General features: G+C 61.3%; 11 protein-coding genes. 6 read left to right on the top strand and 5 right to left on the bottom strand.

Features of this window, described 5'->3' with window-relative positions:
• The first annotated feature begins 61 nt into the window (after positions 1-61).
• Entirely contained in the window at positions 62-610 is a 549-nt protein-coding gene (locus tag AHA_RS15900; RefSeq protein ID WP_011706927.1) for a hemerythrin domain-containing protein, read from the top strand.
• Positions 611-661: 51 nt separating this feature from the next.
• On the opposite strand, the gene AHA_RS15895 is transcribed toward AHA_RS15900, so the two are convergent.
• Complete coding sequence (locus AHA_RS15895; RefSeq protein WP_016351599.1) at positions 662-844, bottom strand: DUF3545 family protein; 183 nt, start codon at positions 842-844, stop codon at positions 662-664.
• A 159-nt stretch (positions 845-1003) separates the two neighbouring features.
• Complete coding sequence (gene tal / locus AHA_RS15890; RefSeq protein WP_016351598.1) at positions 1004-1954, bottom strand: transaldolase; 951 nt, start codon at positions 1952-1954, stop codon at positions 1004-1006.
• Between the two features lie 743 nt (positions 1955-2697).
• On the opposite strand from tal, the gene AHA_RS15885 reads away from it, so the two are divergent.
• Positions 2698-4140, top strand: coding sequence for an alanine/glycine:cation symporter family protein (locus tag AHA_RS15885; protein WP_011706925.1), 1443 nt, complete (start codon positions 2698-2700; stop codon positions 4138-4140).
• Between the two features lie 242 nt (positions 4141-4382).
• Here AHA_RS15885 and AHA_RS15880 read toward each other — a convergent pair whose 3' ends face one another.
• The 3 genes from AHA_RS15880 to AHA_RS15870 are packed head-to-tail and all read right to left on the bottom strand — an operon-like array spanning position 4383 to position 8249.
• Positions 4383-6356 carry a transglutaminase TgpA family protein gene (locus AHA_RS15880; RefSeq protein ID WP_011706924.1) on the bottom strand — a complete coding sequence of 658 codons (1974 nt, stop codon included), beginning with the start codon at positions 6354-6356 and terminating at the stop codon, positions 4383-4385.
• Positions 6343-7329 carry a DUF58 domain-containing protein gene (locus tag AHA_RS15875; protein ID WP_011706923.1) on the bottom strand — a complete coding sequence of 329 codons (987 nt, stop codon included), beginning with the start codon at positions 7327-7329 and terminating at the stop codon, positions 6343-6345. Before AHA_RS15875 ends, AHA_RS15880 begins: the two co-directional genes overlap by 14 nt.
• On the bottom strand, positions 7329-8249 hold the full coding sequence (locus tag AHA_RS15870) for an AAA family ATPase (protein WP_011706922.1): 921 nt from the start codon (positions 8247-8249) through the stop codon (positions 7329-7331). The genes AHA_RS15875 and AHA_RS15870 overlap by 1 nt, the downstream gene beginning before the upstream one ends.
• A gap of 190 nt (positions 8250-8439) precedes the next feature.
• Here AHA_RS15870 and AHA_RS15865 point away from each other — a divergent pair, with 190 nt between their 5' ends.
• From AHA_RS15865 to yidZ, 4 genes are all read left to right on the top strand, one after another.
• Positions 8440-9588: a cephalosporin-hydrolyzing class C beta-lactamase CepS gene (locus AHA_RS15865; RefSeq protein WP_063843235.1), complete on the top strand. Its 1149-nt coding sequence runs from the start codon at positions 8440-8442 to the stop codon at positions 9586-9588.
• A 721-nt stretch (positions 9589-10309) separates the two neighbouring features.
• Positions 10310-10633: a Bor/Iss family lipoprotein gene (locus AHA_RS15860; protein ID WP_043121263.1), complete on the top strand. Its 324-nt coding sequence runs from the start codon at positions 10310-10312 to the stop codon at positions 10631-10633.
• Between the two features lie 30 nt (positions 10634-10663).
• A complete protein-coding gene (locus AHA_RS15855; protein ID WP_164927714.1) occupies positions 10664-11617 on the top strand; it encodes a hypothetical protein in 954 nt (317 codons plus the stop codon).
• A 176-nt stretch (positions 11618-11793) separates the two neighbouring features.
• Positions 11794-12765: an HTH-type transcriptional regulator YidZ gene (yidZ, locus tag AHA_RS15850; RefSeq protein WP_011706919.1), complete on the top strand. Its 972-nt coding sequence runs from the start codon at positions 11794-11796 to the stop codon at positions 12763-12765.
• The last annotated feature ends 433 nt before the right edge of the window (positions 12766-13198 follow it).

Below are 13198 nucleotides of genomic sequence, written 5' to 3'. Positions count from 1 at the left end.
GGCGCGATAAATGACCGTATACTCGAAACAGGATCGTCTCATTTCAGCGCAAGGAGTGCCCATGCTAGCCAGTCTGCACAAGGACCATCTCAACATCGCCAGGTTGCTGGATCTGCTCAAACACAAGCTCGCCGCCATTCGCGACGAACAGCGGGTCAGCTATTTCCTGATCCGCGATGTGGTGGATTACCTGAGGGAGGTGTCGGACAAGTATCACCATCCGAAGGAAGACATCATTTATGACTACTACCTCAAGTACCGGGTCGTGGAGGGGGACGTCGCCAACCGGCTGCAGGCTGAGCATGCCAAGTTGCTGGAAGCCGGCGCCGAACTCAAGGAGATGGTGGAGATGATCCTGATGGATGCGGTGATCCCGCTCGATCAGTTTACCGCCAAGCTGGAGCAGTTCGTGGCGCTGCAGGAGGCGCACATGAACTACGAGGAGGGGGTCATCTTCCCTCATCTGCGCGATTCGCTGACCGAGGATGACTGGCGTCACCTCGAACAGATCTGGCAGAACCGCGCCATCGGGGATCCCCTGTTCGGGCCCGAGATCAGCCAGCACTTTCAGGCACTGGCCAAGCGCCTGTCGCTGCCGCTCTCTTCCTGAGGGGTGACACTCTCTTAAAAAACAAGGCCCCGGTTAACCGGGGCCTTGTTTTTACAGTTCGATCTCGTCTGAGAGACCTTCGTAGGCGATGTCGATGGATTGCAGCTCCTTCTGCAGGCGGTGCTTGTCTTTCAACGCCTCAATCTCACGCCATTTACGTTTCTTTCCCGTTGTCCCGCGGCTACGTGAACCGAGCTCAACTACATCGTCATATTCGAAGTTGAACATTTCCATGGCTCCCTCCTTGGTTATTCTCGTTTTCACCATCCGTATAACATAACGGCATTGAAAATAAAACGTTTTCGTGACGAACACATGACAAGGATCCGGCGTCCAAAAAAAACCGGGTTCCCTTGCGGGAACCCGGTTTTCATCGGCTCATGACGGCTCTCATCAGAGGCGGCTGGCCAGCATGGTTTCCAGCTTGCCCTGGTCGATAGCAAACATGCGGATGCCTTCGCCCAGCTTCTCGTGGGCCATGGCGTCCTGGTTCAGTTCCCAGCGGAATTCGGCCTCGGTCATCGGAGCCGGTTTCGCTTTGCGCTCGCCGGTGTAGTTCAGCTTGCGAACCACGGCGCCTTCGGTCTTGCTCAGCTCTTCCAGCAGGGCCGGGCCAATGGTCAGACGGTCGCAGCCGGCCAGTTCCAGGATCTCGCCGGTGTTGCGGAAGCTGGCGCCCATGACCACGGTCGGGTAGTCGTGCTGCTTGTAGTAGTCGTAGATGGAGGTGACGGAAACCACGCCCGGATCTTCGCTGGCGGTGTAGTCACGGTTGTGCTTGGCCTTGTACCAGTCGAGGATGCGACCGACGAACGGGGAGATCAGGAAGGCGCCGGCTTCGGCACAGGCACGGGCCTGGGCGAAGGAGAACAGCAGGGTCAGGTTGCACTGGATACCCTCTTTCTCCAGCACCTCGGCGGCACGGATGCCTTCCCAGGTGGAAGCCAGCTTGATCAGGATGCGATCATTGCTGATACCGGCTTCGTTGTAGAGACGGATCAGTTTGCGGGCCTTGGCGATGCTGGCCTGGGTATCGAAGGAGAGACGGGCGTCCACTTCGGTGGAGATGCGGCCCGGGACGATTTTCAGTACTTCCAGGCCGATGTTGACCGCCAGCTTGTCGCCCGCGTCGATGATTTGCTGTGCCTTGTCCTGGCTCTGGGCTTTGGCCCAGTTGATGGCGTCTTCGATCAGCGCCGCGTATTCGGGGATCTCGGATGCCTTCAACACCAGAGAGGGGTTGGTGGTGGCATCGATGGGCTGGTAGCGCTTGATGGCTTCGATATCACCGGTGTCGGCGACAACTGTGGTCAGGGCTTTCAGCTGGGTTAATTTATCGGCCATGGCAAATATCATCTCTTTATGAGGGCGCACTCTCCTGCGGAGGGTGCTGGCTCGGGGGTGGCGGGCGTGAGACGACAGTTCTGAAATAAAATTACAAAATCCCGGCGACTCAGGCTCAGAAAAGCGCGATGGGTATGCCCCATCGTCATTGCCTGCCTAATTAATACGGATGTGGCTCATCCTGCAATAGGGGGGGCTGTATGCTTATCAGCCACTCCCTGGCCGCAGTGGGAAAGAGTGGCTAAAAGTATTTGATAAAAAACGACTTTTATCCTTTTTGCCAGAGTGAATCTAGCGGCCACCAAAAACAACTTTTTTGGTTGATTATCGGTTTTGTGGCATCGATCACACAAATTGTCCGATCAGCCTCTTGAAATTTTATTACGTGTAAAACGTTTGGCGAAACAAAGGGGTTTTGGTTGCCCGGATGGGTAAACGCTTGCGTAATGGTTTGCCCCCTTCTCTGCTTGCTCTACCTCTATGTAGATAATTGCCAAAAAGTGCTCTTTTGGGTCTAATTTGTCGGCTGATTGATTGGATTCTCAGTTTTGTTGAAATTTTGCGAGTTAAATGAAGCTTTAATGCACTGGATCGCTCGTTTTTTGTTTCCGCAGTGATCCCGATCACTATTCTGAACTCCCTCGCTATGCTAGATTCCGCCCCTTTAGTGAACCGCAAATTCAGAAACAGACAGCAAGGGGTCAGCGCAGACTGGCCATGGATGTGATAACAACGAGAGAAATATGGACACCTTGATCGCAATGATTAACGACCTGATGTGGGGAGCCGTGCTCATCTACCTGCTCATCGGCGTCGGCATCTTCTTCACCTTCCGCCTGGGTTTTATCCAGATCCGCCACTTCGGCCACATGTTCTCCGTCTTGCGCAACAGCCGCAAATCAGACAACGCCGGCATCTCCTCCTTCCAGGCCCTCTGTACCAGCCTTGCCGCCCGCGTGGGTACCGGCAATCTGGCCGGGGTGGCGGTGGCCATCTATCTGGGTGGCCCGGGGGCCATCTTCTGGATGTGGCTGATCGCTTTCATCGGCATGGCGACCGCCTTCGTCGAGAGCACCCTGGCCCAGCTCTACAAGGTCAAGGATGAGGACGGCAACTACCGTGGCGGCCCCGCCTACTACATGGAGAAGGGGCTCGGCATGCGCTGGATGGGGGTGCTGTTCTCGCTCTGCCTGATCCTGGCGTTCGGTCTGGTGTTCAACGCGGTACAAGCCAACTCCATCAGCCTGGCTATGAACGTGGCCTTCGGCATCCCCGACTGGGTCAGCGGTCTGGCACTGGTGGTGCTCTCCGGTCTCATCATCTTCGGCGGCATTCGCGGCATCGCCCGTTTCGCCGAGCTGGTCGTGCCCTTCATGGCGCTGGCCTACATCCTGATGGCGCTGTTCGTGGTCGCCATGAACATCAGCGAGCTGCCGGGGGTATTCAGCCTCATCATCAAGTCCGCCTTCGGTCTTGAGCAGGCCGGCTCCGGTGCACTGGGCTACGCCATCTCCCAGGCGATGATCAACGGCATCAAGCGCGGTCTCTTCTCCAACGAAGCCGGTATGGGCTCCGCTCCCAACGCCGCCGCGACCGCGACCCCCTATCCGCCGCACCCGGCCTCTCAGGGTTACGTGCAGATGCTGGGGGTGTTCCTCGATACCATCGTCATCTGTACCTGTACTGCCGCCATCATCCTGATGTCCGGCCAGTTTGAACCGGGCTCCGGCATCACCGGGGTGGAGCTGACCCAGCGGGCGCTCTCCTCCCAGATCGGTGGCGGTGGCAACATCTTCATCGCGGCGGCCATCTTCTTCTTCGCCTTCACCTCCATCGTGGCGAACTACTCCTACGCCGAGACCAACCTGGTGTTCCTCGAGCACAACCACAAGGGCGGTCTGATGCTGTTCCGGATGTTCGTGCTGGGCATGGTGATGTTCGGTTCGGTGGGCGAGCTGCCGACGGTGTGGGCCATGGCGGACGTCTCCATGGGGCTGATGGCCATCGTCAATCTGGTGGCGATTCTGCTGCTCTCCGGGGTGGCCATCAAGCTGGCGCGGGACTACAACGACCAGCTCAAGCTGGGCAAGGTGCCCACCTTCGACGCCAACAAGTACCCCGAGATCCGCAGCCAGCTGGAAGAGGGGATCTGGGACAATCCGGCGCAAAACAGCAAGCAGGCATAAGCCTCGCAGTCGCCGTTGTCTGACAACAAGGGGAGCCACTGGCTCCCCTTTCGTTTGGGAGTTGTTTTCACCGCCGTCAGCTGTGGGCATCCCAATGCCGGCAGATCTGGTGCAACCGTCGCCGCACCTTGTGCAAGGTGTGTTGACGCTGCACTGCCGTCAGTGGCGGGCATCCCAGCGCCGGCAGATTTGGCGCAGCCGTCGTTGCAGCTGGCGCAAGGTGGGTTGACGCTACACCGCCGTCAGTACCGGGCATCCCAGCGCTGGCAGATCTGGCGCAGTCGTCGTCGCAGCTGGCGCAAGGTGCGGTGACGCTGAGCCGCCGACAAGGGGGCATAACGCCAGCGCCGGTAGAGCCAGGCGCCCTGTTGCAGCGGCCGCGCCAAGGCAGGTCTGAGGCCGGCGAGGCGCTCACACCAGCTGGCCAGGCTCTCCCCCGCCAAGGGCTGCCAGCCATGGCGGGCGGCGCGCCGGCGCAGGGGTTGCCATAGCCGCAGGGGCAGTGGAGTCGGGCCGCGCCAGATCAGCAGGCCACCCACCAGGCTGGCCACCCCCAGCACGGCGGCCAGGATCAGCCAGTGAGTATGGCCGGCCAGCACTGGCCAACGTTGTCCCAGCTGCTGCCACAGGCTGGCGGCATCATAGTTGAGCACCCAGCGGGTCCATTGGTAATCGAGATTGGCCCCCCACCAGCGCAGCTGGTTGAGCAGGGCCCAGTTGCGATAACGCTGCAAGGAGAGCGGGTCAGCGGCGGCGAACTCGCCGCCAAGGGCCGCCGGCATGCCCCCCTCGATGCGCTGAGGGGCCACTGCGGCGGTGGGATCGAGCCGCTGCCAGCGGTTTTGCTCATCCAGATACTCCACCCAGGCGTGGGCATCGAACTGATGCACCTCCAGATAGTTGCCCCTCGGATTCCACTCGCCGCCGAGGTAGCCGGTCACCAGCCGGGCCGGGATGCCGGCCGCCCGCAGCACGAAGGCGGTGGCCGTGGCGTAGTGACCGCAAAAGCCGCGCCGGCTCTCGAACAGAAAGTCATCCACCGCGTCTTGTCCCAGCCGCGGCGGCTGCAGGGTGTAGTAGAAGTCGCCTTGGCGAAACTCGCCCAGCAGGGCGGCGGCCAGCGCCTCTGGCGTCGGATGGCGAGCCTTGAGCGCCAGGGCGTGGGCCCGGGCCTTGGGGTTGCCACCGGCGGGCAACTGCAGGTTGAGGCGACGGGCAGCGTTATCGGCAGGTGGCGCCATGGCGGCCGTGCTGACCCGGTAACTGACGCGGCCATCCCCCCGATCCTGACGATAGAGGGTGGCGAGGGGGCTCAAGGTGACCGGGCCGCTCAACACCTCGGGGTCGGCCAGAGCCAGGGTCCAGCGCAGGCGCTGGGGCTCGGCGATCACCTGATAGCTACCGGGCGGCAGCGGGGTCGCCGGATTGGCCGCCGGCAGCATCTGCACGGATTGGGATTGTTGCCAGCGGCGCACCTGCTCGCTGAGCAACCAGCGCCGGCCATCGAACAGCTCCTGGCGCATCAGCGGGAAGTAGCGCTCCTTCGGCGGGGGCGGCGCAGCGGCGAAGGTGATGCGAAAGGCCAGCTCGGAGGAGTTGACCAGCTCGCTGATGTCGCCGGGGGCCACCTCCTCCGAGAGGCCGGAGAGGGCCCGGCTGCTGCTCGGCATCTGCCACAGCGGTGCCAGCCTTGGCAGCAGCAGAAACAGGGTGAGCAGCAGGGGGATGGTCAGCAGCAGGATGAGCCCGGCCCGGCGCCACAGCCGCTGGCCGAGGGGCTGCACCGCCGCCAGCAAGGTGGTGACCGCCAGCCAGAGCGCCCCCGTCATCGCCAGGGCCCACCCCATGCTTTGCCGCTGCACCAGTGCCAGCGCGACGAGAAAGAAGGCGAGCAGCAGCACCTGCTCCACATCCCGCTCTCGCCGTACCTCGATGAGCTTGAGGCCGTAGCCGAGCCAGAGCAGGTTGATGAGAGCCGGCAGGGTGCCGAGCTGGCGCCACTGCCAGCCAAGCAGCGCCACACCCAGCATGGCCAGCAGTGCCAGCGCGGCAGCGGGCGGCGGGCGCCAGCCCCGCCACAGCATCATGGCCCGCCCGCCCAGGGTGAGCAGTGAAACGGCCACCACCCAGAGTTGCAGCTGGGGCCAGAGTGCCGGGATCAGCAGCAGTTGCAGCAGGGCGAGCAGCGGCAGCAGGCGCCGGTTATCGAGCAGCATCGAGGTCGGTCTCCAGCGGCGGCTCCACGGCATCGACGCGGGCCAGCGCCAGCCGGCAGCGCTGCAAAAAGGCGGCGCCGCTGTCCGGCCCGAGCGTCTGGCCCGCCAGCGTCAGGCTGAAGGGAATGCCCCGCTTGGCATAGTCGTCACACCACCAGGCGAGTACCGCCAGCCGCTGCTCCAGATCCCGCCCGCCGACCCGCGGCAGGCTGAGGTGAGTATCGTCCTGCCCCGGCTCGCAGAACTGCTTCACCAGCAGGCCACGTCCCTGAGCGAGCTGCTTCCAGGCGACCCGGCTCAGCGGCTCCCCGCTCTGGTGGGCCCGCAGCATGTCGAAATCCCCCATCGATGCCGAGGTAGGCTGCCCCCGGTTGCCCGCCGCATCGGCCACTGCCTCCCCGCGCAGGGGGCCATACTCGGGGGCGGGGGCGAGCCAGCCTTCCAGTTGCAGGTCCAGCAGCGTCCAGCAGCGAAACAGGCCGAGGGGGTTGCGGCTCTCCACCCGTAGCCTCTCCAGCGGCAGGCGTCCGCGCCGGGGGCCCAGCACCGGCAGGAGCAGGGGTTGGGGCACCGCATCCACCTGCGCCAGCCAGAGCCGCCCTTCATTGAGGGAAAATTGCAGTGCCTGCAGCGGCCGTTCGCTGCGCACCGTGATGGGGGTGGGCAGGGGGCTGCCCGCCTCTCCCAGCACGGCGGGCCCCCCCAGCAGAGACAGCCCCAGCAGGTTGCGGTGGGTGAGCCACATGGCCACCATGAACAGGCTGCCGAGGCCGTAGGCCACCAGCAACACCAGGTTGTTCTGGTAGTTGGTGCCGAGAAGATAGATGGCAAGCATCAACAGCAGATACCAGAGGCCGAGCCGGGTGGGCAGGATGAACAGGCAGCGCCCCTGCAGGGTGATCTGGCGGGCCGGCGGGATGCGCCGGGCCAGCCAGCCTTGTTGCCACCTGGCCCTGCGCTGGCGCCAGTTCATCAGGGGCGATCCGGATCGACCCGGGCCAGCAGGCGCTGGCTCAGCGGGCAGGCTTCGCCGCGCTGCACCCCGAAGCTGCCCCTGAGCCTGTGTTCGGCCACGTAGGGGAAGACCGCCTGCACATCTTCCACGCTGACGAAGCGGCGGCCCGCCACCAGCGCCCAGGCCCGGCTCACCGCCAGCAGGGTCTGGGCGGCGCGGGGCGAGAGTGGTTGCGGCAGGTCGGCGTCGAAGCGGCTCTGCTGCACCAGCGCCAGCAGGTAGTCGAGGCTGGCATCGGAGAGGTGGATCTGCGTCGCCTCGGCCTGCAGGGCGGCCAGCTCGGCGGCGCTCAGCTGCCGCTCGAGGGGTGCGCTCTGGCTGGCCCCGCGCAGCAGTCGACGCTCCGCTTCCAGCGTGGGAAAACCGAGGGAGAGGCGCACCGCGAAGCGATCGAGCTGGGATTCCGGCAGGGGGTAGGTGCCCGCCTGATCCGCCGGGTTCTGGGTGGCGATGACGAAGAAGGGGGAGGGCAGCGGGTGGCTCTCTCCCTCTATGCTCACCTTGCCTTCGGCCATGGCCTCCAGCAGGGCGCTCTGCACCTTGGGGCTGGCGCGGTTGATCTCGTCCGCCAACAGCACTTGGGCAAAGACGGGGCCCGGGTGAAAGCGAAACTGCTGCTGGTGGGGATCAAAGATTTGCAGCCCCAGCAGATCGGCCGGCAGCAGATCGGCGGTGAACTGCACCCGCCGGCAGTCGAGCCCCAGCACCTGCGCCAGGGCATGGGCCAGGGTGGTCTTGCCCATGCCGGGCAGATCCTCGATCAGCAGGTGGCCGCGGGCCAGCAGGGTCACCAGCGCTATCTTGAGCTGCAACGGCTTGCCGAGGATCACCTGCTCCAGTGCCGTCAGCAGCCGGGTTATCTGTGGTTGTGTCTGCACGTGCGCCTCCCTGTGTGATGCCGCCCCTACAGCTTACACGCCAGCCGCATGGCAAGGAGGACAAGTCATGGATAACCCATTGAATCTGTATGATTTGGTGGGCGACTTCACACAGACTTCACCCTGCTTCATGCTTGGCACACGCTGGCCGGTTAGGCTGGCAGCTCCTGAACATACTGAGATTCTTGCCATGAAACAGACCAGAGCCCTGCCACTGCTGGCCCTCGGCACCCTGCTGCTTGCCCCGCTCTCCCTGGCGGCCCCCGTCGATCCGCTGAAGGCGGTGGTGGATGACGCCATCCGCCCCGTGCTCAAGCAGCACAGGATCCCGGGCATGGCGGTCGCCGTGCTGAAGGGGGGGCAGGCCCACTACTTCAACTACGGGCTGGCCGATGTGGCGACCGGGGCCAAGGTCAATGAGCAGACCCTGTTCGAGATTGGCTCGGTCAGCAAGACCTATACCGCCACCCTTGGCGCCTACGCCGTGGTCAAGGGGGGCTTCAAGCTCGATGACCAGGTGAGCGGGCACGCACCCTGGCTCAAGGGCTCCGCCTTCGATGGCATCACCATGGCGGAACTTGCCACCTACAGTGCCGGGGGGCTGCCGCTGCAATTCCCCGACGAGGTTGATTCGAGCGATACCATGCGGGCCTATTACCGGCACTGGACGCCGCCATATCAGGCGGGAACCCAGCGCCAATACTCCAATCCCAGCATCGGCCTGTTCGGCCATCTGGCGGCGAGCAGCCTGCAGCAGCCGTTTTCCACGTTGATGGAGCAGACCCTGCTGCCAGCACTCGGGTTGGAGCACACCTATCTGCAGGTGCCCGAGGCCGCCATGGCTCGCTACGCCTTCGGCTACTCGAAGGAGGACAAACCCATCAGGGTCAACCCTGGCATGCTGGCCGACGAGGCCTACGGCATCAAGACCGGCTCGGCGGATCTGCTCGCCTTCGTGAAGGCCAATATCAGCGGGGTTGATGACAAGGCGTTGCAACAGGCGATCGCCCTGACCCACACCGGTTTTTATCGGATAGGGGAGATGAGCCAGGGGCTGGGCTGGGAGAGCTACGCCTACCCGGTCAGCGAGCAGACGCTGCTGGCGGGCAACTCCCCGGCGGTGAGCCTCAAGGCCAATCCGGTCACTAAGTTCGAGACGCCAGCCGCGCCCGGGGCTATGCGCCTCTACAACAAGACCGGGTCGACCGGTGGCTTCGGCGCCTACGTGGCCTTCGTGCCCGCCAAAGGGATCGGCATCGTCATGCTGGCCAATCGCAATTATCCCATCGAGGCCAGAGTCAGCGCGGCCCATGCCATTTTGAGCCAGCTGGCACCCTGAGCCGGGGCTGCGAAGGGCAACCGGCCCGATCGGTGCAAGAGATGGATACAGAACAACGCCGGGCAAGTCCCGGCGTTGTTGCCTCATGGCCTCACCCTGTCGGGGCACCTTGAACCTGCTTTCCCGGTTTGCCCGCCCTCCTTGCGGCGCATTTTCATCACGAGATGAGCCCGATTTTATTGTTGCGCCATTCGGTGCGATATTTGTTGCGCAACAATATGGCGCGTCAACATATTCACGCAGTCTGATAAATGGCATACATGAATATGTTCCAAATGAAGCAATGTGACGATTCGCCTATTCAATGAATATAAAGATGCCACCTCGCAGCCAGTGATCTGGTGGTGGTTGGCATAGCTGTATTTATCACACAAACGTGCAACATCATGTCTGAAATGGAATGTTTTGACTTCTCTTTTTGTTATAGACGGCGACAGGGCACAACGACATACTTGTCGCCATCATAAAAATATATTTTGCCGCGTGTGGATATATACCGGCATACAGGCTGAACCGCTATTTTCTTACATCTCTTTTTAAATAATGGTCACATGCCGGCAGCATGTTGATGGCCAGTGTCGTCTGTATCTGAAAAACAGCCATTTGATAATTAACTTGATTGTAATGTGCGATGCTGTCGCATCTCTTGGTGTACCTGTCACCGGGTATCTATCTGTAAAGTTTGGTATCTCCTCCTGACCTCACATGAAAGGTTGTATGAATGTTTGTTGGCAAATATTCCGTTGTCCTGTTTCTGGCGATCCTGAGTGGTGGCTGTGCCAAACAGGTCATTGATGTGAATGCCTCGCAGCGGTTCGAGCTTGGCTCTGCCAGGCCGGTCAATTCCACCGAGATAACCAGCCACTTTTTCTTTTCCGATATCGACCTTGGCTTGAATGAAAAAGTTGATGCGGCAGCCATCTGTCATGGTGTCGAAAATATCATCAGCATTGAGACAAACGTTAGCTTTCTGGATTCCATGCTCAGTGGCATTACCTACGGTTTTTATACTCCACGATCGGCCAGGATCTATTGCGCCGCGTGATGACGATATAACAAGAAAGGAGAAAGGCTTGTGAAGAAGATCAACGGTCTGCTGCTGGCCGGCATCTGTGCCGGTTCGCTTTATGGATGCGGCGGGAGTGACGATAAAGGGGCTGATCCAGCCAATTCGGTACCGCCGGGCAAATCATTCGAGGTGGAACATGTGACTGTGCCCAACGCTGTGCTCTATCAGGCGAATTACATGAGCGCCGATGGTAAGGCCGGTCCGAGTGGTTATGCCCTGCAGTATGAAAAACGAGATGGCGGGACTTACCCGCGCTGGAGTGCCTGGGCCAATAACGGCGTGGTAGCCAGTTGGTGGTGGTTGAACGACGGGGATGAGACAACGACCAGCAAGCCGGCCACCGCTCGGCTTCATCGTACGAGTTACCTGGAGAGAGACAATGGCATTGCTGCAGCCCAGGCTATCCGGCAGGCCGATGTCGTTTACGAGCGTACCGTACATGCGCAACCACAGATTGTCACTGAACACCCGGTGGTCGGGGTGGCCAGCAATATTGAGCTCAATATTGCCGCAACCGGGACCGATAGCTACCCCACCTGGTCGGGCAAGGTTGTGCTGACCGAGCTCAAGACCCGGGGCGTCAATACGGGCAGCTGGCATGCAAACAACGGATATGGCACCGAGCTGCTGGGTAATGTGGAGAGCACGCGCAATGGCGACAAGGTAACCATCACGATGGAACTGCTGGCCGTCGGATGCACGCTGACGGGGGAGGGGATCTCATCCGGCCATACCCGCTTCGATCGTCTGCAGTTTACCGGTTTTGAGCGGTGCCGATTTGATCCCGCCAAGGGGGCGGATTGGACGGCGGTGGATTATCACCATAACGCCGCGCTGGCCAAGGCTAAAGAGAGTGCCCTCGGCTATGTCGCCACTTTCAAAAGTGACCATGGCTCCCGGCTGCTGGTGGTGGGCTTTCCCGAGCTGGATGGCCTGGTATGGCTGGTCAATCCGCGCTGACTGGGCGTAAAACCGCCGATTGTTGAGGGTTGGAGGTGGGCGCTATCGCATCGCGATGATCGGCCATGTACCCTGTGAAGGGAGCCTCCGGCATATTTGGTGTGCCGCAAGCTGCGGCGCGGCACACGCAGCCCGGATGAGCGGTGCCGTGACAGGAGGCCTTGAGGAGGGGAAGCATGCGAACACTGAGTGAGCTCGACTTGAATCTGCTGGTGGTGTTCAAATACCTGATGGCGGAGCGCAGCGTGGCGGGCACGGCCAAACAGCTCAGTGTGACGCCTTCCACGGTGAGCAAGGCGCTCGCCAAGCTGCGGGAGTGGTTTGCCGACCCGCTGTTCGTGCGCGGGCGCAAGGGGTTGCAGCCCACCAACCTGGCGTTGACCCTGGAAGAGGAGTTGACGGTCTGGTTCCAGCTCACCGAGCGGATCGCCGCCCTCAACAGCGAAGCGATCCCCGATGGCGCCCGCTTTAATCTGGTGATGCAGTCCCCCTTCTACAACAGCCTGCTGAGCGATCTGCCCATGACCATACATGGGACCTATCCCAACTCCGTGGTCAAGATGCTGGGCTGGAATCGCAACTCGCTGGATGACATCGTCAACGGCGATGCGGATCTCGGCGTCTGCGTGCGGGAGAGCTACAGCCGCTCCCAGCTCAAACTTCGCAATCTGCCTTACTACATCGATCATGAGGTGCTGTTCTGCGACAGGCCCGTGGTCTTCCTGCGCAAGGATCACCCGCTGCTGCTGCAGGAGTGGTCACTGGAGCACTTTCTGGATTGCCCTCACAGCAGCGTGGTGCTGGAGGTACTGGAGACCTGGGGGCTGGATCTGCTGCTGGAAGACGAGGGGCTGGCACGCCGAGTGCCGGTGATGGTCTCCAGCTTCGAGCAATCCCTGCACATTGCCTCCCAGGCCGACAATGACCTGATCGCCGTGGCTCCCTCCTATTGCGCCGGTTATGCCGCCAAATATCACCCCAACCTGATGGCCATGCCGCTCCCTCTGCCAGAGGCGCTCTATCAGCAATTGGAGTTGACCTTCATCCTGCTCTGGCACAAGCGCCACAACCAGGATGCCAAGGTGATGTGGCTGCTCAACGAGATCCGGCGGCTCTACCACCGGGAATCGAGCCCCCTGGCGCCCTGAACCTGGCGGCGTATCGGGCGCCGCACGGTTTTCCCCCAGGCCCCATAGCAAGGCTCACACTCCCATGCAGTGAGCCATCTGAAGACACCTCATACACACAACGGCAGCGAATGCATGTCTCGAGTGAACCTCTTTTCACGAGAAAAACTTATCCGCCAGAATTAGAAAATGTCACGCAATGTATAGTTACAAGTGTGATCTGTGGTTAATTCGCTTAAATTGCGGTGGATTATCATAAATAGTGACGATAGTTCGGCTTTTTAATTTAAAGCGAAAATGCCGAGCCATTTTGATGAAAGCGTGTCGCGACAGGAAAGAAAGGTCCGTTCGATGCCCGGTTCTGTGTCTGCCCGCCGACGATCAGGCAAGCAGTCATGGCGGCGCCGATGACCTGGCCGGAGAGATGGACTGTGTTGAAGCAGGTTGTCCACCC

This window comes from Aeromonas hydrophila subsp. hydrophila ATCC 7966 (genome assembly GCF_000014805.1).
GTDB lineage: Bacteria > Pseudomonadota > Gammaproteobacteria > Enterobacterales > Aeromonadaceae > Aeromonas > Aeromonas hydrophila.
Note: the sequence above shows the minus strand (reverse complement) of the source record. Positions and strands in the feature narration are given on the sequence as shown.

Coding starts and splice junctions, on each gene's coding strand:
- AHA_RS15900 (WP_011706927.1), top strand. CDS start 62: ATGCTAGCCAGTCTGCACAAGGACCATCTCAACATCGCCAGGTTGCTG.
- AHA_RS15895 (WP_016351599.1), bottom strand. CDS start 844: ATGGAAATGTTCAACTTCGAATATGACGATGTAGTTGAGCTCGGTTCA.
- tal (WP_016351598.1), bottom strand. CDS start 1,954: ATGGCCGATAAATTAACCCAGCTGAAAGCCCTGACCACAGTTGTCGCC.
- AHA_RS15885 (WP_011706925.1), top strand. CDS start 2,698: ATGGACACCTTGATCGCAATGATTAACGACCTGATGTGGGGAGCCGTG.
- AHA_RS15880 (WP_011706924.1), bottom strand. CDS start 6,356: ATGCTGCTCGATAACCGGCGCCTGCTGCCGCTGCTCGCCCTGCTGCAA.
- AHA_RS15875 (WP_011706923.1), bottom strand. CDS start 7,329: ATGAACTGGCGCCAGCGCAGGGCCAGGTGGCAACAAGGCTGGCTGGCC.
- AHA_RS15865 (WP_063843235.1), top strand. CDS start 8,440: ATGAAACAGACCAGAGCCCTGCCACTGCTGGCCCTCGGCACCCTGCTG.
- AHA_RS15860 (WP_043121263.1), top strand. CDS start 10,310: ATGTTTGTTGGCAAATATTCCGTTGTCCTGTTTCTGGCGATCCTGAGT.
- yidZ (WP_011706919.1), top strand. CDS start 11,794: ATGCGAACACTGAGTGAGCTCGACTTGAATCTGCTGGTGGTGTTCAAA.